The organism is Saccharomonospora sp. NB11, from assembly GCF_015910535.1.
In the GTDB taxonomy this organism is placed as follows: Bacteria; Actinomycetota; Actinomycetes; order Mycobacteriales; family Pseudonocardiaceae; genus Saccharomonospora.
Genome location: NZ_JACBJG010000005.1, coordinates 238,158 through 258,796, shown reverse-complemented (window position 1 = coordinate 258,796; position 20,639 = coordinate 238,158). Strand labels below are relative to the sequence as shown.

General features: G+C 72.0%; 19 protein-coding genes. 5 read left to right on the top strand and 14 right to left on the bottom strand.

All coding sequences use genetic code 11. From position 1 onward, the window contains the following. Positions 1–120: 120 nt before the first annotated feature. The 3 genes from JAV51_RS09825 to JAV51_RS09815 form a co-directional block, all read right to left on the bottom strand. The gene (locus JAV51_RS09825; RefSeq protein WP_197320365.1) at positions 121–645 is read right to left on the bottom strand and encodes a helix-turn-helix domain-containing protein; all 525 of its coding nucleotides are present in this window, start codon (positions 643–645) and stop codon (positions 121–123) included. 116 nt (positions 646–761) lie between these two features. Next, complete coding sequence (locus JAV51_RS09820; RefSeq protein WP_197320364.1) at positions 762–1,661, bottom strand: hypothetical protein; 900 nt, start codon at positions 1,659–1,661, stop codon at positions 762–764. Positions 1,662–1,767: 106 nt separating this feature from the next. Continuing rightward, the gene (locus JAV51_RS09815; RefSeq protein ID WP_307845828.1) at positions 1,768–2,199 is read right to left on the bottom strand and encodes an anti-sigma factor antagonist; all 432 of its coding nucleotides are present in this window, start codon (positions 2,197–2,199) and stop codon (positions 1,768–1,770) included. A 217-nt stretch (positions 2,200–2,416) separates the two neighbouring features. On the opposite strand from JAV51_RS09815, the gene JAV51_RS09810 reads away from it, so the two are divergent. After that, positions 2,417–2,833 carry a CBS domain-containing protein gene (locus JAV51_RS09810; RefSeq protein ID WP_197320362.1) on the top strand — a complete coding sequence of 139 codons (417 nt, stop codon included), beginning with the start codon at positions 2,417–2,419 and terminating at the stop codon, positions 2,831–2,833. Positions 2,834–2,969: 136 nt separating this feature from the next. Here JAV51_RS09810 and JAV51_RS09805 read toward each other — a convergent pair whose 3' ends face one another. From JAV51_RS09805 to JAV51_RS09765, 9 genes are all read right to left on the bottom strand, one after another. Then, positions 2,970–4,274, bottom strand: coding sequence for a UDP-glucose/GDP-mannose dehydrogenase family protein (locus tag JAV51_RS09805; protein WP_197320361.1), 1,305 nt, complete (start codon positions 4,272–4,274; stop codon positions 2,970–2,972). Then, positions 4,211–5,212, bottom strand: a complete 1,002-nt coding sequence (locus JAV51_RS09800) for a glycosyltransferase family 9 protein (RefSeq protein WP_197320360.1) — start codon at positions 5,210–5,212, stop codon at positions 4,211–4,213. The genes JAV51_RS09805 and JAV51_RS09800 overlap by 64 nt, the downstream gene beginning before the upstream one ends. After that, entirely contained in the window at positions 5,203–5,880 is a 678-nt protein-coding gene (locus JAV51_RS09795; protein WP_197320359.1) for an SDR family oxidoreductase, read from the bottom strand. The genes JAV51_RS09800 and JAV51_RS09795 overlap by 10 nt, the downstream gene beginning before the upstream one ends. 17 nt (positions 5,881–5,897) lie before the next feature. Further along, on the bottom strand, positions 5,898–7,265 hold the full coding sequence (rfaE2, locus tag JAV51_RS09790) for a D-glycero-beta-D-manno-heptose 1-phosphate adenylyltransferase (protein WP_197320358.1): 1,368 nt from the start codon (positions 7,263–7,265) through the stop codon (positions 5,898–5,900). Next, positions 7,262–7,825 carry an SIS domain-containing protein gene (locus tag JAV51_RS09785; RefSeq protein WP_197320357.1) on the bottom strand — a complete coding sequence of 188 codons (564 nt, stop codon included), beginning with the start codon at positions 7,823–7,825 and terminating at the stop codon, positions 7,262–7,264. The genes rfaE2 and JAV51_RS09785 overlap by 4 nt, the downstream gene beginning before the upstream one ends. Beyond that, positions 7,822–8,931 (bottom strand): glycosyltransferase family 9 protein, encoded by a 1,110-nt coding sequence (locus JAV51_RS09780; RefSeq protein WP_197320356.1) that lies wholly within the window; start codon positions 8,929–8,931, stop codon positions 7,822–7,824. The genes JAV51_RS09785 and JAV51_RS09780 overlap by 4 nt, the downstream gene beginning before the upstream one ends. Beyond that, positions 8,928–10,406: an HAD-IIIA family hydrolase gene (locus JAV51_RS09775; protein WP_197320355.1), complete on the bottom strand. Its 1,479-nt coding sequence runs from the start codon at positions 10,404–10,406 to the stop codon at positions 8,928–8,930. The genes JAV51_RS09780 and JAV51_RS09775 overlap by 4 nt, the downstream gene beginning before the upstream one ends. Then, positions 10,403–12,043 carry a carbamoyltransferase C-terminal domain-containing protein gene (locus JAV51_RS09770; protein ID WP_197320354.1) on the bottom strand — a complete coding sequence of 547 codons (1,641 nt, stop codon included), beginning with the start codon at positions 12,041–12,043 and terminating at the stop codon, positions 10,403–10,405. Before JAV51_RS09770 ends, JAV51_RS09775 begins: the two co-directional genes overlap by 4 nt. Positions 12,044–12,153: 110 nt before the next feature. Then, on the bottom strand, positions 12,154–13,170 hold the full coding sequence (locus JAV51_RS09765; protein ID WP_197320353.1) for a UDP-glucuronic acid decarboxylase family protein: 1,017 nt from the start codon (positions 13,168–13,170) through the stop codon (positions 12,154–12,156). 62 nt (positions 13,171–13,232) lie between these two features. Between JAV51_RS09765 and JAV51_RS09760 the strand changes: the two genes are divergently transcribed. The 4 genes from JAV51_RS09760 to JAV51_RS09745 all read left to right on the top strand — a co-directional run bounded on the left by JAV51_RS09760 (position 13,233) and on the right by JAV51_RS09745 (position 18,400). Next, positions 13,233–14,090 (top strand): polysaccharide pyruvyl transferase family protein, encoded by an 858-nt coding sequence (locus tag JAV51_RS09760; protein WP_197320352.1) that lies wholly within the window; start codon positions 13,233–13,235, stop codon positions 14,088–14,090. Beyond that, positions 14,087–14,917 (top strand): glycosyltransferase family 2 protein, encoded by an 831-nt coding sequence (locus JAV51_RS09755; protein WP_197320351.1) that lies wholly within the window; start codon positions 14,087–14,089, stop codon positions 14,915–14,917. Before JAV51_RS09760 ends, JAV51_RS09755 begins: the two co-directional genes overlap by 4 nt. Continuing rightward, positions 14,914–15,804: a glycosyltransferase family 2 protein gene (locus JAV51_RS09750; RefSeq protein ID WP_197320350.1), complete on the top strand. Its 891-nt coding sequence runs from the start codon at positions 14,914–14,916 to the stop codon at positions 15,802–15,804. The genes JAV51_RS09755 and JAV51_RS09750 overlap by 4 nt, the downstream gene beginning before the upstream one ends. A 67-nt stretch (positions 15,805–15,871) precedes the next feature. Next, entirely contained in the window at positions 15,872–18,400 is a 2,529-nt protein-coding gene (locus tag JAV51_RS09745; RefSeq protein ID WP_197320349.1) for an ATP-dependent Clp protease ATP-binding subunit, read from the top strand. A 42-nt stretch (positions 18,401–18,442) separates the two neighbouring features. Here JAV51_RS09745 and JAV51_RS09740 read toward each other — a convergent pair whose 3' ends face one another. Both JAV51_RS09740 and JAV51_RS09735 read right to left on the bottom strand, forming a co-directional pair. After that, positions 18,443–19,654 carry a glycosyltransferase gene (locus tag JAV51_RS09740; RefSeq protein ID WP_197320348.1) on the bottom strand — a complete coding sequence of 404 codons (1,212 nt, stop codon included), beginning with the start codon at positions 19,652–19,654 and terminating at the stop codon, positions 18,443–18,445. Between the two features lie 14 nt (positions 19,655–19,668). Further along, entirely contained in the window at positions 19,669–20,613 is a 945-nt protein-coding gene (locus tag JAV51_RS09735) for a glycosyltransferase (protein ID WP_197320347.1), read from the bottom strand. Positions 20,614–20,639: the final 26 nt, after the last annotated feature.

Sequence of the window (20,639 nt, the reverse complement as noted above, 5' to 3'; positions counted from 1 at the left end):
CGGCCGATAGGCCCCTTCGGCGGCCAAGGACAGCAGGAAGTCACGTTGCCGGTTCGGCCAGAGAACGCACGTGTCGAGCAGGGCCGTGAACACGAGATCATCATGCCAGGCCCTGCTCACTCAATCGGTGCGTCGGCGTCTCCGCTCGGCCAATTCTTTGCGAGCCCGCTTGAGACGAGGCAAGACGTCGTCCACGTCCTCGTCCTCGTCGATGGCGGTGGCGGCGAGCGCGGCGTACTGGGCGGCCCGGCGTCGCTCGCGATACGCCAGCAGCTCGCGCAGTTCGATCCTGCGGTGGGTGTTCACGCGCTCGAACGGGATCTCGCCGCTGTCGAGCAGCCTGATCACGGTGGGTCGGCTGACTCCCAGAAGGTCCGCGGCTTGCTGGGTCGTCAGGGTCTGCGTCTGCGGGGCGACGGTCACGGCCAGACCATTGCGGAGCGCATCGACCACCTGTCGAAGCACCCGGTACAGCTCTTCGGGAAGCTCCACACGTTCGCCCGGTTCGGCCCCACTGAGGAAGTAGGCTGGTTCGGGACGCTCCCGTCCCGCCTCCAGCGCACGCAGGAAGTCGTGCACCTCTGCCAACTGCTTGTCGCCGGCACCTTCGGGTAGGTAGGTCTCCTGGTGCAACGCCGCGTTCATGGCCCCTCCCCTCAGACGAACGCAACATAACACCTTTCGTTTTGTTCGTCTATCGGGAGTCGTAGCAGTTCAGCCCGATGATGTGGTCCTCTGCCAGGAGGCGACGCCGTTCTCCATCAGTCGCCGTACGCGCGCAGCGTGCGCAGGGCGTTGACCGTGGTGTAGCCGCGCCACTCCAGTGCGGCGGCGGGGGAGTAGCTGGCGAAGTCGACGGTCCAGCCGCCGTCCGCCGCCTGGTCCGACCTCAGGCGGCGGAGGTCGGCCTCGACGGCGTCGGGCGACAGCAGCGCCTGCGCCGGTCCCGGCTGGGGCGCGAAGTCGAGCGGTCGCATGTACTCGTCGTCGGCGCCGCCTTGGACGTGGACCATGCCGTCGGCGGGTACGAAGGCGCGCAGCACGTCGAGCAGTTCGCGACCGGTCTCGGGATGATCGGCGCTCAGCGTGTCGGCGAAACGCACGGCGAAGGCCAACTCGATGGCATGGGGAGTGCGTTGCTCGTCGCGCAGTCGGTGGATGGCGGTGACGCAGTACTCGGTGGCCCGGCCCAGCCAGGGATGCGTGGCCACCGCGCGGTCGTGTTCGGCGACGCGGTGGGCGTGCAGCGCCACGACCGCCGTGATCTGCAGGGACGACGTCGTCGAATCGGCCTGCACCCAGAACGGTGCGCAATGCTCCGGCTCGGTGACCGGCAGCGCGAAGGGAAGTCCCCCGTCGGGCAGCGTGACCGTGAGCAGCCAATCGCAGAGTCGTTCGGCCTGCGCGCTCGTCACCGGCGCGACCTCGGCGAGCACCTCGAAGGCGTGCAGCGCGGCGGCTGGTTGGCTCTCCGGCGAGCGCAGATCGGGTTCGAGTCCGTGGCCGTAGCCGCCGTCGGGATTGCGGTACGCGGCGAGCGCGGACAACGTCGCCTGTGGGTCACCGTGGCTTGTCAGCAGTCGGTACCGCTGTCGGTCGAGCAGGCGGGCGTGTCCGGTGAGGAACGACGAAGCGGATGCGGCGACGGTCTCAGACGGCATGGCGGAAGCCTACCACTCGATCGAACACCTGTTCGAGTGATTGAGGGGTGGGCAAGGGTGAGGGCCGCATCCGCCGACCACGCTGCGCCGGATGCGGCCCTCGGTCTCAGTGAACCGTCGAGCCCGCCTGGAAGGGCAGTTCGATCGGCTCGTCACCTCGGCGCGGCGTGGGCAGCGCCGACAGCGCCGAGTCCACCGTCGTGTGCAACGGCAGCGCCTCGGCGAGGCCGACCGCCTCGACGGGCCTGGTGACCGCGCGTTGTGTCGCCACGATGCGCAGAGTGACTCCGCGTCGGACGGCGACGTCCTGTGTGTCGAGCAGGAGTGCCAGCCCCGCCGAGCCCAAGAACGTCACCTGTTCCAGGTCGACGATCAGGTGCTGGGGCGGCGACACGAGCTCGATCGCTGCGTCCAAGTTCTCGGCGAGGATGTCCCTCGTGCTGAGGTCCACCTCGCCACTCACGGTGACCACGACTCCCGTCTCGTGACAATCGGTGGTTACTTCCAACAAGGAAGTGGGTATTGCTAGCTCGGACACGGCACCTCCAGCGGTGTCCACGTCAACCAAATAGGTCGAATTCACGTCTGGCCAGTGTCTGGCTTTGTCCGGCCCGCGCTGGGCCCTCTCTGTCTGCTGTCGGCTCAACCGCCCGACTGCCCCAAAGACTAGCCCGGACGGCCCAACGTGCAAAGGGCGGATTCGTTGGACACTCCCCATTCGGAGGATTTTTCCGATGGAGAAGGAGTGACTTTTGATGACTCGTGTTCGCGACGTCATGACGACCGACCCGACCTACGTGGAGACCAGCGAGACCGTCACGCGCGCGGCGCGCACCATGGCCGCCGACGAGGTCGGTGCGTTGCCCATCCAGGGTGAGGACCACAAGCTCAAGGGCATGCTCACCGACCGGGACGTGGTGGTGAAAGTGCTGGCCGAGGGCAAGGACCCCATGGCCGTGCACGTCGGGGAGCTGGCTCAGGGCGAGGTCGTGGCGGTGCGGCCCGGCGACGACGCGGCCGAGGCGCTGCGGCTGATGGCGCGTCATCAAGTGCGGCGACTGCCCGTCGTGGACGGCGACGAACTGGTGGGGATCGTGGCGCAGGCCGACGTCGCGAGGGAGCTTTCCGACGCCGACGTCGCCGGTGTGGTGAAAGGTATCTCACACGACTGATCGAGTGGAATTCACCGGCGTCGCCGTCGTCGGTCGAAGAAAAGTGCCGTCGGCTAGTTCACGAAATCGGGGAATGTAGCCACCGGACAGTTTTGCCGAGGGTGACCGGAATGCGGGAATAGTTACCGCGCGTGGTTCAACGGCCCAACCCGAAATAGGTGAACCCCGCTCGCGTCAACGTCGGAGGATCGAGCAGGTTCCGGGTGTCCACGATCGTGGCCCGGTCGGTCAGCTCGGCCAGGTGGGCCCAATCGAGGTCGCGGAATTGCGGCCACTCGGTGAGCAGGACGAGCCCGGCCGCGTCCTTCGCGACGAGCGTGACGTCGTCGACGAGCTGGACGAGGCCGTGCGTGCCGGGACAGCCGTCGCGGTCGACACCCGGGTCGTAGCCGGTGAGCACCGCCCCGGCCGCCGCCAGCCGCTGCGCCACGGCGAGCGCGGGGGAGTCGCGGACGTCGTCCGTGCCTGCTTTGAACGTCACCCCGAGCAGACCCAGTCGTACGCCGTGCAGTGAGCCCTCCGGCGAGCCGGTGACGGCCTGGCGCACCTTGCGCGCCATGCGCTCGTGCTGGCGCTCGTTGGCTGCGACGGCGTCGGCGAGGAGCGCGACGTCGGCTCCCGCCTCCGTGGCGGTGTGCAGCAGGGCGCGGGTGTCCTTGGGCAGGCACGAGCCGCCCCACCCGGGTCCGGGGGAGAGGAACGTCGACCCGATGCGCGGGTCGAGGCGCATGACGTCGGTGACGTCGACGACGTCGGCGCCGAGGCGCTCGCACAGGTCGGCGAGCACGTTGACGTAGGACACCTTGAGCGCGAGGAAGGCGTTGCTCGCGTACTTCGCCAGCTCGGAACTCACCGGGTCGGTGTGCACCACCGGAGCGGTCAGGCCGTCGTAGAGCGAGGCGACGCGACTGGCCGCGTCGGGGTCGCTGCCGCCGACCACGATGCGGTCGGGGTGCAGGAAGTCGTGGGCGGCGTGGCCCTCGCGGAGGAACTCCGGGTTGCTCACCGCGGGGCGACCGAGCCGCCGCGCCGTGCGTGTGGTCGTGCCGACCGGGACAGTGGACTTCACCGCGACGACGCAGTGTGCGGCGAGGACGGGGGCGGCCGCGTCGACGGCGGCGTCGTACGCGCGCAGGTCAGCCGTGCCGTCCGGTCCGGTGGGTGTCGGGACGCACAGCACCACCACGTCGGCCTCGGCGAGGGCGGTGAGGTCGGTGGTGAAGGTGAGGCGGCGCGTGGCGAGTCCGTCGGCGACCAGCGTGTCGAGGCCCGGTTCCGCGATGGGCACGTCACCGCGGCGCAGCACGGCGACCTTCCGTGCGTCGATGTCCACACCGGTCACCCGGTGGCCCAGGTGCGCCAGGCAGGCGGCCGTGGTCAGTCCGACGTAGCCGGTGCCGACGACACCGACCGTGCAGCGGTCTCGGTCGTGATCCGACATGGGTCACCTCCGGCGAGCAGCGTCCGCGCGGCGTCGAGGACGCTGGACGTGGTGATGCGCAGCAGTCCTGCGTCCGGGGTCGAGGCGTGCGGGTCGCCCGTCGTGCCCGCCCACAGCACGACGTGGTGGGGCCGGTCGGCAGGCGGTCCCCACCGGTTGGGCGGCGTGGGGCCGAACAGCAGGACCGACGGCGTTCCGAAGGCCGTGGCGAGGTGGCCGACGCCCGTGTCGCCGCAGACGACGAGGGGCGCCCCGGCCACCAGGGCCGCCAGGTCGGCGAGGTCGTGGCCGACGAACACGGCGTCGGAACCCAGACCGGCGTCGGTGGCCACCGTGGTGGCCAGCTCCCGCTCGGCGGCGCCGCCGGTGACGATCACACGCGACGACGTCTCCGCGGCGAGCGTCCGGGCGACGGCGGCGAACCGGTCGGGCGGCCATCGGCGCGCGGCCGAGGCGGCCCCGGGATGGACGACCACCGCGTCGGGGACGGGATTCGGCACGGTCGGGACGGCCAGCGTGAGGTCACGCGGGTCGGCCGGGACGCCGTACCAGGCGAGCAGGTCACACCAGCGTTCGACCTCGTGGGAGTCGGCCGTCCACTCGGGTCCGTCGAGGTCCGGGTGGGCCGGATGCCGGTGGGTGAGCAGCCGTCGAGGCCGAAGGGCCCGCAGGTCGTCGATGCTCTCGGGGCCGCTGCCGTGGAGGTTCACGGCGAGGTCCACGGCGGGCATGCCGGGCACCGTGGGCAGGGCCGCCAGCCCCGGGGTGGGCACCAGCTCGACGTCGGCGTCGACCAGCGGCACGAGCGGAGCCAGGGCCTCGGGCGCGGCCAGCAGCAGCCGGTCCGCCGGTCGCGCCCGGCGCAGCGCGCGCAACGCGGGCACGGCGGTGAGCAGGTCGCCGAGCCCGAGCGCGCGCAACACCAGGATCACGGCCATGAGCCCTCTTCCGAGTGGCAGACGACGAGCTCCCGGATCTCGCATCCCGCAGGCTGCCGCAGCGCGTGCAGGACGGCCCTGGCGACGTTGCGCGGGTCGTTGAGCTTGGCGTCCGGCGGCGGCTTGTACTGCTCGTCCCGGTCGTCGAAGAACGCGGTGTGCATGCCGCCGGGAACGAGCAGCGTCACCCCGACGCGCCCGGCTGTCTCGGCGGCCAGCGCGCGGGTGAACGCGACGACGCCCGCCTTCGACGCGCAGTAGGCCGTGGCGTCCGACACCGAGCGCACCCCGAGCGTGGACGAGCAGGTGACGACGGTGCCCCGGGAGCGTTCGAGGTAGGGCAGCGCGGCCCGGACCACCGCCGCCGTGCCGAGCAGGTTCACGCGGACGACGCGTTCCCAGTCCTGCGTGGACACCGTGTCCAGCCGTCCCGGGACGTCGATGCCCGCCGCGGTGAACACGGCGTCGAGCCCTCCTGCGCGGTCGGCCAGCTCGCGGACGGCGGCCTCGGTGGCCGGGGTGTCGGCGAGGTCGGCGAGCACGTAGTCCACGCCCCCGGCCTCGGGTGGCTTGCGGTCGAGCACGAGCGGGGTGCCACCCGCGTCGAGGACCTCCTGCACCGTCGCGGCGCCGAGCCCCGACGAGCCGCCACTGATCAGAACCTTCATCGTGTCTCCTCGCTGATTCACCGGATGACCGTCTGGAGCAAGCGGGTGGTGGAGTAGCCCTCGACCGTGGGCACGAGGACGATCTCGCCGCCGTGTCGCCGGACGACCTCGGCCTCGGGAAGTTCGGTGCCCTCGTAGTCGCCGCCCTTGACCCACACGTCGGGCCGCAACCGGTCGAGCACGGCGGACGGCGACGACTCGTCGAACACGACCACGTGATCCACACAGGACAGTTCGGTCAGCAGGCGAGCACGGTCCTGCGCCGCCACGACGGGGCGTCCCGGGCCCTTCAGCCGCCGTACCGAGTCGTCGGAGTTGAGACAGACCACGAGCGCGTCACCCAGCGACCGCGCGTGTCGCAGCAGACTCACGTGCCCGGTGTGCAGCAGGTCGAAGCACCCACCGGTGGCCACGAGCCGTCCGCCCCGTCGGCGCACGGCATCGGCGAACGCGAACGGCGACGGGGAGTCGTCCGTGCCGCCGTCGGGTGCACCGTCGCGCACCGACAGCGCGGCGGCCCCACCCGCGGCGACGAAGCGGGAGGCCGAGGACACGGCGGCGGTCACCGCGTCGACGGGGCCGGAGCCCTCGGCGAGCGCGGTCAGCGCGGCGGAGGCGAAGCGGTCGCCCGCACCGCACGTGTCGAGCTTCTGCCACCCGACGCCGGTGGGCACGGGTATCGAGAGTGTCCTGTCGTCCTCGGTCGCGAGCACCGCGCCCCGCGCCCCGACCGTGACCGCCGTGTTGCGGCAGTCCCACCGCCGCCGGACCGCCGCCGCGATGTCGCCGACGTCGCCGTGCTCGGCCGACAGCAGCGCCCTGGCCTCCGCCTCGTTGGGCGTGGCGAGCGTGACCCCCGGGACGGGGGCGGGACCCCGAGGGTGCGGGTCCCACACCACCGGCACCGTTCGCGCCGTCTCGGTGAGCAGCCGACGCAGTTCCGGGTGGGCGGCGACTCCCCGGCCGTAGTCGGAGACGAGGATCGCGCCCGCCCCGCGCAACGTGTGTCGTACCCGCTCCGGCAGCGGGGCGTCCGCGGCCCTGCCGTCCCCGGCGTCCAGCCGGGTCACCGACTGACCGGACACCCTGACTCGCGTCTTGCGGACGGTGCTGCCCGACAGGGGCAGCCGCAACACCTCGACGTCGCGGGCGAGCAGCGTGGCGAGCCGGTGGCCGGTGTCGTCGGTGCCCAGCGCGGTCACGAACGACACCTCCGCGGCGGCGTGGTTGGCCAGCAGGGTCGCCGCGAGTCCCGCGCCGCCCGGACGCACCCACTCGCCGTCGACGTCCACGACCGGTACCGGCGCCTCCGGGCACAGCCGGGTCGCGGTGCCCTCCACGTCGACGTCGAGCAGTGCGTCGCCGACCACCACGAGCGACGTCACGCGGCCACTCCCAGCGTGCGGTCCAGGTGGGCGCACAGGGCGTGCACGATGGCGAGGTGCATCTCCTGCACCGTCGCGACGTGGTCGGCGTCGACGGCGATCGCGTCGTCGCACAGGGCCGTCAGCGGGTTCGGGTCGGGCCCCGTCAACGCCCACGTCACCATGCCGATCTCGTGTGCCACCTTCGCGGCCGTGACGACGTTCTGGCTGCGCCCGCTCGTGGACAGCGCGATCAGGACGTCGCCCGGCCTGCCGTGTGCCCGCACCTGCCGGGCGAACAGCTCGTGCTCGCCGTAGTCGTTGACGATCGCGGTGGTCGCGGAAGTGTCGGCGTGCAGCGCGATGGCCGACAACGGTTGCCGGTCGTGCCGGAACCTGCCCACCAGCTCGCCCGTGAGGTGCTGGGCCTCGGCCGCGCTCCCGCCGTTGCCGCACGCGAGCAGTCGTCCCCCGCCCGTCAGCACCCCGGTGAGGTGCACGGCCCACGCCTCGATGGTCGGCGCCGCCGACCGCATCCGGCGCAGAGCACCCTCCAACGCGCGGAAATGCTCTTCGATCACGACACACCTCCAGGGGATCTCGTGCCGACGCGGGGAGCGGTGTCCCTGCCGGGTGCCGTCGCGGTCGCCGTCAGGAGTTCCATGGCCTGGACGGCCGCGACGACCTCCGCCGCGTCGATCGCCAGACACGGGTGTCCCGGGACGGGGCAGGTCCGGGCCCTGGTGTTCTTGCATGGTGCGCCCTGGTCGCCGAGCACCACGCGGGGCACGCCGTGGGGCGCCCACCGCGCTGCCGGGACCACGGGCGCGAACAGGGACACCACGGGGGTGCCCACGGCCGCGGCGAGGTGCGCCGGGCCCGTGTTGGGAGCCACCACCACGCGGGCGGCGGCCAGCACGGAGGCGAGTTCGGGCAGTGTCGTGGCGCCGCCGAGGTCGACGAGGCGCTCCGAGCCGACGGTGCCTACGGAGCCCACGGTGCCCGCGATGCGCGCGGTGAGGTCGCGCTCGGAGGGACCCCCCGTGAGCACCACCCGATGGCCGCCGCGAATGAGGGCCGCCACGACGGAGGCCGTGGTCTCCACCGTCGGTTGTCGGGCCGGGACCGAGGCTGCCGGGTGGACGACGACGAACGGGTCCGGACCGGTCATCGTCGTGGTGTCCGGAAGCGGACGGCGGACGGCGAGTGTCCCGTCGTCGCCCTCGGGCAACGGGAATCCGCCCGCCGCGACGAGCGACAGCGCCCGCTCGGACTCCGGTGGGTCACCGGTGACCCGGTGGCGCAGGTCGAGCAGCGAGCCGGGGTAGTCGTCGCTGATCGCGCCGATCCACGGCACCCCGGCGAGACGCAGGAGCAGCGCGAGCGGCAGCGCGGACTGGTGGAACGAGGTCAGGACGAATGCGGCGTCCAGTCGCAGCTCCCGCACCTGTTTGACGAGGGCGGCCACGGACGTCTCCGTGAGCGCGGGCGGCTCGGGGTCGATCCACGGCGCGCACCACTCCAGGACCTCGTCCACGCCGGGGAGGAGCTCGGCCGCGGCCCGGCCGCGAGGACCGGCGAGCAGGACCACGTGGTCGGCGTGTGCCGCCACGGCCCGCACGGCGGGACCGGCCAGGAGCACGTCGCCGAGGTTGTCCAGGCGCGCGACGAGGACCCGGCCCGTCATGGGAGCTCCAGCGCGAGTCTCGCCGCCGTCAGGATGTCGGGAGCCACGACGGCGTGTCGGCGCGCGAGATCCACCTCGTCGGGCAGGGTGCGCGCGGTGGGCACGAGGATCGCCCGCGCCCCCGCGGTCAGCGCGGCCTCCACGTCGGAGCCGATGTCACCGACGACGACGCAGCGACGCACGTCCACGCCGAGTTCGTCGGCCGCCCGCAGCACCATCGCCGGTCGCGGCTTGCGGCACGCGCAGCCGTCGTCGGGGGCGTGCGGGCAGAACTGCCAGGTGGAGAACGGTCCCAGCAATTCGTCCACGCGATGTGTGACGGCGCGCAGTTCCTCGGGTGTGATGTCACCACGCGCGATGCCGGACTGGTTGCTCACCACGCCCACCGGCACTCCCTCGGCCCGCAGCAGGGCGAGCGCCTCGGCGGCGCCCGGCATGGGCCGGACCTTCTCCGGGTCCGACAGGTAGGGCACGTCCTCGATGAGCGTGTCGTCCCGGTCGAACAGCACCGCTCGTCCCCGCCGGACGCGCCACTCACCGGCGAGCCGGTGGGCACAGGCCACCGGCGGGATCACCGCACTCGTGACGAGCATCCGCGCCACCTCGCGCGGGGTGCGCGGTCCCGGCGCGATCCGCCGGGTCGCGAACTCGGCGGTCAACCCCGTCCACAGGCCCGCGGCGAGGGCTGCGGGACGGGGCAGGCGTGCGGCGGCGAGCCCGGCGGCGGCGAGCCCGGCGACGCTCGTCAGCGCGTGTCTGCCGAGCCGTCCGGGGCCCTCGCCCGCCTCGTCCCGCCACCGGGGACCGTGCTTGGCGCGCATCAGCGCGTTGTCGGCGTTGCCGCGCTGCCGACGCACGCTGGCGAGGAACCCGCCGGACTTGGGCGGGTGGGTCGTCACCCGGTCGCCCTGCACGATGCGCCATCCCAGCCGCCGTACGCGCAGCGCGAGGTCGGCGTCCTCCCGATAGGCGCGCGGGAACCGTTCGTCGAAGCCGCCGACCTCCACGAGCGCCGCTCTCCGGTACGCCATGTCGGCGGTGATCCATCGGGCGCGAGTCAGTGCGAGTGTGTCGCGTTCGTCGTCGGTCGGTCGACGGGTGTCGGGGAGCGGGACCTCGATGCGGGCGACGGAGGCGGCCACGTTCTCGCCCAGCCCGGCGAGGTCGTCGGCCAGCCGGGCGGGCCAGTCGCGGGAGGTCAGCACGTCGTCGTCGAGGAAGGCGATCCACTCGGTGGAGGCCGCGCGCCAGCCGATGTTGCGCGCCGCCGCAGGCCCTCGACCGCCCGAGGTCAGCACACGTACGGGCGCGAGATCGGGCACCGCCAACGGCGGGGGCGCACCGGGGCGGTCGTCGACCACCACGATCTCGGCGGGGGCGGGACCGTCGCCGAGCGCGAGGCCGCGCAGCAGGGCGGAGAGGGCGTCGCGTCCCGTGGTGGGCACGACGACCGTGTAGTCGGGCCGTCCGCTCATGCCGTGGCCTCCCGGCGCCACACCGCGAACGGGCCGAGGGCAAGCAGGTCGATCGGGGCCGCCCCGAAGCACTCCAGGGCGTCGCGGGGGTCGTCCACCATCGGCCGACCCGCCGTGTTCAGACTGGTGTTGACCACGGTGGGCAGCCCGGTGCGTCGCTCGAACGCCGTGAGCATCCGCGCCAGCAACGGCTCGTCGTCGGCGGCCACCGTCTGGATGCGCGCGGTACCGTCCACATGCGTCACCGCGGGGATGCGATCACGCCACTGTGGAGCGACGTCGTGCACGAACAGCATGTACGGGCTGGGCAACGGTCCTCGCGAGAACAACTCGGGTGCGCGGTCGGCAAGCACCATCGGCGCCACCGGACGGAACTGCTCCCGGCCCTTCACGTCGTTGAGCCGCTCCAGGTTCTCGGCCCGACCCGGATGAGCGAGCAGCGAGCGGTGGCCCAGGGCGCGGGGACCGAACTCCGCCCGACCCTGGAACCACGCCACGATCGCGTCGTCGGCGAGGGCCGCCGCGACGGTCTCGGCGATGTCGTCACAGCGTTCGTACGGCACCCTGGCTCGCCGGAGCCAGTCCTCCAGCTCGTTGTCGCTCCAGCCTCGGCCGAGGTCGGCTCCGCTCATCGGCTCGATCGCCTCACCGAAGTCGGCCGCCAGTTGCAGGGCGGCCCCGAGCGCGGTGCCCGCGTCGCCTGCGGCGGGCTGCACCCAGATCCGCTCGAATGGCCCCTCGGCGTGGAGTCGGGTGTTGGCGACGCAGTTCAACGCCGTGCCTCCGGCCAGCGCGAGGTCGGTGTGCCCGGTGCGCTGGTGCAGCCACCGCGCCAGGTCGAGCAGCACCTCCTCGGTGACCCGCTGCACGCTGGCGGCCAGGTCGGCGTGCTCGGGCAGGAGTGCGCCGTCGCGGGGCCGGGCCGGAGCGAAGCGCGACCAGTCGATCCGCGCCGTGCGGAACCCGCCGTCGCCGGTGGAGAACACCGACTCGCGCAGCTCGGGCAGGAACCGTGGAGTGCCGTAGGAGGCCAACGCCATGACCTTGTACTCGTCGCTTGAGCGTTGGAAACCCAGATGCGCGGTCGCCGCCTCGTAGGTGAGTCCGAGCGAGTGCGGAAGCCGCTGGTGGGCGAGTTCGACGAACTTGCCGTCGCGGTACTCGCCGAGCACGGCCGACTCGGCCTCGCCACGACCGTCGGAGGTCAGCACCGCGCAGTCGCCGAAGGGGGCGGCCAACGCCGCCGATGCCGCGTGGGCGACGTGATGGCGGACGAAGCGGACGATGCCGGGGTCCAGGCCCGGCAGGGCGGTCCTCAGAAAGGCGGGTGCGCGGCGGGCGTAGAGCGTGCGCAGCTTCTCCCAGCCGCCTGCGTCCACGCCGTCGAGGGTCTCGTCCACCAGAGCGGGGTCGTACGAGTAGGCGACGGCGTCCAATTCGGACACATCGAGTCCCGCTCGGTCCAGACACCAGGCCGCCGCCTGCTCCGGCAGCTCCCAGGCGGAGAAGGGGACCGGCGACTTGCCGTGCTTGCGGCGGCTGAAGCGCTCCTCCTCGGCGGCGGCCACGACCCGGCCGTCCACGACGATCGCGGCGGCGGGATCGTGGAAAACCGCGTTGATTCCGAGTATCCGCACTGGCTTGCACCCCTCTCGGATCGGGTGGAGTCGGCCGTCGCGACCCGCACTATGTCGCTACCCCCCGAAGCGACGCCTAAACGAGTGGAGGGCAAAGCCCCAGGACGTCGCTACTGACCGTGAGCGTTCTCGGTGAGCCGGCGTCGCTCGGGAGCGGACGTCGAAGGGGTGGTCGGGACGACGCGGGTGAACCATTCGAGGGTGCGGCGCAGTCCCTCGGTCAGGTCCGTCCGTGGCTCCCACCCGAGTGCCGTGCGCGCCAGCGTGATGTCGGGGCAGCGGCGACGGGGATCGTCGACCGCTCCCGGCACGAAGGTGATCTCCGACGTCGAATGTGTCGCGGCGCGAATGCGTTCGGCCAGCGCGAGCACCGTCAGCTCGGTCGGGTTGCCGATGTTGACGGGGCCGACGAGATCGCTGCGCCACAGGGCGAGCAGTCCCGACACGGTGTCGTCCACGTAGCACACCGAACGGGTCTGTCCACCGTCTCCCGCGACGGTGAGGGGAGCGTTCGTCAGCGCCTGGCTGACGAAGGTGGGGATCATGCGTCCGTCGTCGACCCGCATGCGCGGGCCGTAGGTGTTGAAGACCCGGGCGACGGCGACGTCGGTGCCATGTTCCCGGTGGTAGGCCAGGGTCAGCGCCTCGGCGTAGCGTTTCGCCTCGTCGTACACGCTGCGGGGACCGATCGGGTTGACGTTGCCCCAGTAGCTCTCCGACTGCGGGTGCTCCAGCGGGTCGCCGTACACCTCGCTCGTGGAGGTGAGCAGGAACCGGGCGCCGTGCCGGGTGGCGAGGTCGAGGGCGTTCTCGGTGCCGATCGCGCCGGCCCGCAGCGTCTGGAGCGGCAGCCGCAGGTAGTCCGGGGGTGAGGCAGGGGAAGCGAGGTGCAGGATCGAGTCCGGGGCGGGAAGGTCCGGCCACTCCGCCAACGGGCGGGTGACGTCGTGCTCCACGAACCGGAACCCGGGCTGCTCCAGCAGTGCGGCGACGTTGTCGAGGCTTCCGGTGAGCAGACTGTCCACACAGGTCACTCGGTGTCCGTCGGCCAGAAGTCGTTCACACACATGGCTTCCGAGGAAGCCCGCACCGCCCAGCACCACCACGTGTTCCGCGCCCGAGATCATGTCGATCCGATTACCCTCGGGCTCCGGTGTGAAACGCTCCGGCAACGGGTACAGATCGCCTCATGCGCGTGCTGGTGACCGGATGGCCGAGTTTCCTCCGAGGGGAGGCGACCGCGGGTGACGTGCTGAGCATGCTCCGGGTCGCCGACGCACTCTCCGGGGCGGGCATCGCGGTGGACACCGCGTGGAGTCCCGTCCTGTGTCCCGACGCCCTGCACCTGGACGACGCGGAGCCGGGCCGGTACTCCCACGTGGTGTTCGTGTGCGGGCCCGCGCACGGGGAACAGGTCGAGTGGCTGCACCGGCGGTACACGTCGTGCCGTCGTATCGCGGTCGGGGTGTCGGTGATCGATCCACGCAACGCCGCGGCGGCCGGTTTCCACCGCATCCTCGCGCGGGACGGGCTCGGCGAGCCGCGTCCCGACCTCTCCTACGACGCCGCCGCACGGGACGTGCCCGTGGTCGGGATCATGCTCGCACCGGGGCAGTACGAGTACGGCCGACGCCGCAGGCACGAGCAGGTGCACAAGACGCTGCTGCACTGGATCACCGGGCGGGAGTGCGCGCGACTCGGGCTCGACACGCGGCTGGACACGACGGACTGGCGACACTGCGCCACCCCCGACGCGTTCTGTTCGGTGCTCGCCCGCCTCGACGTCGTGGTGACCACGCGGCTGCACGGGCTCGTCCTCGCCCTCCGGGCGGGCGTCCCCGCGATCGCGGTGGACCCGGTCGCGGGCGGAGGCAAGGTGACCGCTCAGGCCGAGGCGCTCGGCTGGCCCGCGGTGATCGGCGCCGACGAGCTCGACACCGAGACGCTCGACCACTGGTGGGACTGGTGCCTCACGGTCGGCAAGGACGTGCGTCCCGGAGGCCGCGGCACGCTCGCTGACGACCTCGTGGCGGAGGTGCTCCGATGAGGACCACCGTGGTGATCGCGACGCGGAACCGGGTGGACGACCTCACCCGCACGCTCACGCGGCTGCGTGAGCTGTCGCCGACACCGCCGGTCATCGTGGTGGACAACGGCTCGCGCGACGACACCACCAGCCGGGTGCGGCATCGCTTCCCGGGCGTGCGGGTCATCAGACTGCCGGAGAACGTGGGGATGGCGGCGCGCAACCTCGGTGTGGAGGCGGCGAACACCCCATACGTGGCGTTCTGCGACGACGACTCGTGGTGGGAGCAGGGAGCACTGACCCGGGCCGAGGTGCTGTTCGACGCCTACCCACGGCTCGGGCTCGTCGCGGCCACGACCCTGGTGGGGCCCGAGCGCCGCCGCGACCCGGTGTGCGACGCGATGGCCACGAGCCCACTCGGCACCGCGCCCGACCTGCCCGGACCGCGCGTGCTGGGCTTTCTCGCGTGCTCGGCCGTGGTGCGCCGCAGCGCGTTCCTCGACGCGGGTGGGTTCGATCCACTGCTGCACTTCGGAGCCGAGGAGAAGCTGCTCGCCTACGACCTCGCCGCGCGGGGCTGGGAACTCTGCTACGTCGACCGGGTACGGGCGCACCACCACCCGTCCACTGTCCGGCCTCCGGCGAGCTGGCGGCGGCGGATCGAACGACGCAACAACGTCCTGATCACGTGGATGCGCCGTCCCCTCTCCGACTGCGCGCGCACGGCCGGGATCGTGTTGCGTGATCCGCTCGCGGCGGCGGGTGCGCTGCGCAGACTGCCGAAGGCGTTGCGGTCCCGTCGTCCGTTGCCCGCCCACGTCGAACAGCAGATCCGGGAGCTGGCATGAGTCGGGTCAGCGTCGTCATGATCACCCACAATCGTCGGGACGAGGCTCTGCGGACCCTGGAGGCGATGACGTCGCTGCCGGACGCGGCGCCGATCGTGGTCGCCGACAACGCCTCCACCGACGGCACCGCCGACGCCGTCGCCGACCTCTTCCCGAACGTGTCGCTGCTGCGCTGCGACCGCAATCTCGGGGCGTTGGCCCGCAACCTCGCCGTCCGGCAGATCCAGACCCCCTACGTCGCGTTCTGCGACGACGACACCCGCTGGCAGCCGGGTGCGTTGACCCGCGCGGTGGAGCTGCTCGACACCTACCCCGGCCTGGCGTCGGTCACCGGACGCTGTCTCGTGGAGCCGGACCTGCGGGAGGACCCGATCACGCCCGAACTGCGGGACTCGCCGGTGCGCGGCCCCGACTGGTTGCCCGGCCCCGCCCTGCTCGGGGTGCTGGCCGGGCTGACGACGTTCCGCGTGTCGGCGTTCGTGCAGGTCGGCGGGTTCTCGCCGCGGATGTGGCTCGGTGGGGAGGAGGAACTGCTCGCCCTCGACCTCGCCGCGCACGGGTGGTGGATGTGCTGGGACCCCGACATCGTGATCCACCACGCTCCCTCGCAGGCGCGCGACGCCCGCCGCCGTCGGCAACTCGGTATCCGCAACACGCTGTGGACGATGTGGTTGCGCCGACCCGTGCGGTCCGCGGCCCGCCGCACCGTCGACGTGCTGCGCTCCGCGCCCCGCGATCTCGCCACGGTCGCGGCGGTGGCGGAGGCGCTGCGGGGACTGCCGTGGGTGCTGGCCGAACGTCGGGTGGTGCCGCCGTCGGTGGAGGAGGGCCTGCGTTCGTTGGAGGAGTCGCAGCGGCACTCGACCGCCCGGCGCTACGTCGGGTGACGGGGTTGACCTCCGGCCACACCGGGTAGGCCGGGAGGAGGAGGAACCGCCGAGAGGGAGTGTGTCGATGACCGGCTTCTTCGGGGAACCGAGCCCCAGTCCGTTCGACCAGTTGCTCGCCCAGTTCTTCGGCAACGCCATGCCGGGACGGCGTCCGCATGCCGTGGGGATCACCCGCCTGATGAGCGAGCAGGCGCTCGCCCTGGTGTCCGCGGCGGTGCGTCAGGTCGGGGAGTGGGGGCAGAACGAGCTCGACTCGACCCACCTGCTGTGGGCGGCGACGCGGGTTCCGGGGAGCCGGGAGCTGCTCCAGCGGGCGGGTGCCGATCCCGATGCGCTCGCCGAGCGGGTCGAGCGGGAGGCGGCCGACCGGCGGGCACCGCACGACACTCCGGTGCTGACGCCCGGCGCCAAGCGGACCCTGCTCGACGCGCACCAGATCTCGCGGGGCCTGCGCTCGTCGTACATCGGGCCCGAGCACATCCTGCTGGCGCTGGTGGCCAACCCGGATTCGCGGGCCGGTCTGATCCTGGCCGAGGCGGGCGTGACCCCGGAGGCCATGCAGCGGGCGATCTCGGGACCCACCGGCTCGACGCACGCGCGTGAGACCACGCAGGCGCAGGAGCAGCCCAGTGACACGCCCACGCTCGACACCTACGGGCAGGACCTCACCGACATGGCCCGCAACGGGGAGATCGACCCGGTGGTGGGGCGCGACGACGAGATCGAGCAGACCATCGAGGTGTTGTCGCGGCGCACCAAGAACAATCCGGTGCTCATCGGTGAGGCGGGGGTCGGCAAGACGGCGATCGTCGAGGGGCTCGCCCAGCGTGTCGTGGACGGCACCGTGCCCGAGCCGATGGTGGACCGGCGGGTGGTGATGCTCGACGTCGCCGCCATGGTCGCGGGCACGCGGTATCGCGGTGACTTCGAGGAACGGATGACGAAGCTGCTCGACGAGCTGCGGCGCAACCAGGGGAAGTTGATCGTCTTCATCGACGAGCTGCACACCGTGGTCGGCGCGGGGTCGTCGGAGGGGTCGATGGGCGCGGGCAACATGTTGAAGCCCGCTCTCGCCCGCGGCGAGCTGCACATCGTCGGCGCGACGACGCTCGACGAGTACCGGCAGAACATCGAGAACGACCCGGCGTTCGAGCGGCGGTTCCAGCCCATCCTGGTGCCCGAGCCGAACGTCGAGGACACGCTCGCCATCCTGCACGGCGTGCGCGACCAGTACGAGGCCCACCACCAGGTGCGGTTCACCGACGAGGCGCTCAGCGCCGCCGCGACGCTGTCCGACCGTTACATCACCGACCGGTACCTGCCGGACAAGGCCATCGACCTCATGGATCAGGCCGGCGCGCGGGTGCGGATGCGGTCGGGGCGGTGGCCGGAACGGTTGCGCGACATGGAGTCGCGGCTGGAACAGCTCTGCCGGGACCGCGACCAGGCGGTGAGCGAGGAACACTACGAACGCGCGTCCGCCTTGCGCGACGAGATCCACGACCTGCGCGGACGCATCGAGCAGCAACGCTTGCAGGACCGGCCCGCCGAGGCCCCCGACGTGACGGCCACCGACATCGCCGAGGTCGTCTCCCGCAGCACCGGCATCCCGGTGTCGCAACTGACGCAGGAGGAACGGGAGCGGCTGCTGAACCTGGAGGAACACCTCCACGGCCGGGTCGTCGGCCAGGACGAGGCGGTGGAGGCCGTCGCCGAGGCGGTGCGCCGGGCGAGGGCGGGCCTGTCCGAGCCGAACCGGCCGTCGGGGAGCTTCCTGTTCCTCGGGCCGACCGGGGTGGGCAAGACCGAGCTGGCCCGCGCGCTCGCCGAGGCGCTTTTCGGCAGCGAGGACAGCATGATCCGGCTCGACATGTCGGAGTACGGCGAGCGGCACACGGTCAGCAGGCTCATCGGCGCCCCACCCGGGTACGTCGGCTACGAGGACGCCGGACAGCTCACCGAGGCCGTGCGGAGGCGGCCCTACTCGGTGGTGTTGCTCGACGAGATCGAGAAGGCCCACCACGACGTGTTCAACCTGCTGTTGCAGGTGCTGGAGGACGGTCGGCTCACCGACGGCCGGGGTCGCACGGTCAACTTCACCAACACCGTCCTGATCATGACGAGCAACATCGGGTCGGAGCTGGTGCTGAGCGGGACGCAGGGCGCGATCGGGTTCTCGCCGAAGGACGAGGAGCAGGTCGACGAGCCGTTGCGCGAACGGTTGATGCGGCGGTTGCGGGACAACTTCCGCCCCGAGTTCCTCAACCGGATCGACGAGATCATCGTGTTCCGCAAGCTCTCGGCCGAGCAGCTCCAGCAGATCACCACGCTGCTGCTGGAGGAGACCCGTCGCAAGGCCCATGCGCAGGGAGTGGACGTCGAGTTCGCTCCGGAGGCGGTGCGGTGGTTGTCGGAGGCCGGTTACCAGCCGGAGTTCGGGGCCCGGCCGTTGCGCCGCACCATCCAGCGCGAGGTGGACAACGTGCTCTCGCGCATGCTGTTGAAGGGCGATCTTCGGTCGGGCACCACCGTGAGGGTGACGGTGCGCGACGGTGCTCTGACCTTCGACGTGACCGCGCCGGTGGGCACCTGAGCTGCTGACACCGGGCTGATTCCCGTCGCCGGGCGGCGGGGGTCAGCCCGTCTCCTCGCCGCTGAGCGCCGCCGCGGGGACCACCCGCTCGTAGACGCGCATCGTGTCGGAGGCGATGCGGTCCCACGAGTAGCGGCACCGAGCCCGGTCGGCGCCCGCGATGCCGTACGCGTCGCGCAGCGCGGCGTCGGACAGCAGTCGGCGCACGGCGGCGGCCAGCGCGTCGGGGCGCTTCGGTGGCACGTGCAGCCCGGTGACCCCGTCGACGACGGTGTCGGTGAGTCCGCCCACGGCCGAGGCCACCACCGGTACGCCGCACGCCATGGCCTCCAGCGGCACGATGCCGAACGGTTCGTACCAGGGGGTGCACACGACCACGTCGGCGGACCGCAACAGCGCGGGGACGTCGGCGCGGGCGACCCGACCGCGCAGGTGCACGCGGTCGGCGACCCCGAGCTGCCGGGCCAGGCGCAGCAGTCGAGTGGCCTCCGCGTCCTCGGTCAACCTGCCCTCCTGCGGACCGCCCGCGATGATCAGTTCGGTCTCCGGCAGCGACCGCAGAGCTGCGATGGCGACGTCGAATCCCTTGCGCGGCACCAGTCTGCCCACGGACACGAGCCGGTAGCGGTTGCGTCGCTGCTCGGCCGGGCCCGACGGGGAGAACCGCTCCAGATCCACGCCGCACGGCACGATCGACATGCGTGAGCGTGGCAACCCGAGGCGGACCAGCTCGAACACCTCGTCCGAACAGGTCGTCGCGACCCGCGCCGCGTGCTTGCCGATGAGTCGTTCGAGGCCGATCCGCTCGGCGGGGCTGGTGTCGTGGGCGCCCTGATGCCTGCGCTTGACCACACCGAGCGCGTGGAACGTCTGCACCACCGGGACGGACAGCGGGCGGGCGGCCATCAACGCCGCCAGACCCGACATCCAGAAATGGGCGTGGACGATGTCCGGGCGGTCGACCTCCCACCGCGACGACAGGAACCGTGTGAACTCGCCCATGTGGGGCAGCAGCTCGTCCTTCGGCAGGTACCGGGCGGGACCGGCGGGTACGTGGACGACGCGGTACCCGGCGGGGGTGGTGACCTCGTCGGGGAGGTCCTCGTCGTCTCGTCGGGTGTAGACCGTCACCTCGTGCCCGGCTCGGACGAGCCCTGCGGACAGCTCGGCGACGTGGACGTTCTGACCGCCCGCGTCGACCTCGCCCAGGGCCGCCAGCGGGCTCGCGTGCTCGGACACCATCGAGATCTTCATCGTGCCTCCGCTTGTCACGGTGTGAGCGAGTCGAGCAACGCGTCCCAGCGGGACAGGAACGCGGGAAGACCGAAGTGCGCGAGGGCGTACTCGCGGGCCGACTTGCCCATGCGCGTGGCCAGTTCGGCGTCGGAGCAGAGGGTCGAGACCGCGGAGGCGAGGTCGTCGACGTCGGTGGACACCAGACCCGCCTCGGCGGGGACGGCCGTGGCGGCCTCGGTGGAGGCCACGGCGACCACGGGCATCCCGAGGTGCATCGCCTCCAACAGCGACAGGCCGAGCGACGTCCACCGTGCGGTGTGCACGTAGACGCGCCGGGCCGCCATCGCGTCGTGCAGCTCGTCGCTGGGCAGGTCGCCGACGGGGGTCACGCCGGCGACGGCGACGTCGGTGACGCCGATCCCGTACAGGTCGACCGGGGCGGCCTTCGCGATCGCGGGCAACAGGTCGGTGCCCACCACCCGCCCGCGGCGGACGGGTTCGTTGATGAGCACGGCCGCACGGGCGAGTTCACCGGTGTAGCGGTGGCCCGGGTCGACGATGCCGTGGTCGATCACCACGGTGGGGGCGACGCCGTTGTCCCACATCAGCTCGTTGTAGTGCGTGACGTGCACGAGGGGGATGTCGCGTCGCGCGGCCAGCGGGTGTCGGCTGGTCGCGGCGTGTTCGCGGGGCGTGTTGTGCTCGACGTAGACGGCGGGCACGTCGATCCCGGGTTCGTGGCCGAGCCAGCGCCGGGTCAGCGCGATCTCCTCGGGGCGCTGGAGGACGACGGCGTCCACGGTCCGCTCGCGCAGCTCGTCGGGGGTGACCTCGATCGCCGACTCCGGCCAAGGTCGTCCGCATCGGCCCCTGCCCCACGGACCGCGATCGTCCACAGTAGGCAGCAGATACGTGTGCTTCCCTTGGACGAACGCGGTTGTCCACGAGCCGTGGACGTGCCACACGAGCAGTTCCATGTCACCGAAGTTGCCCGCCGGTTCAG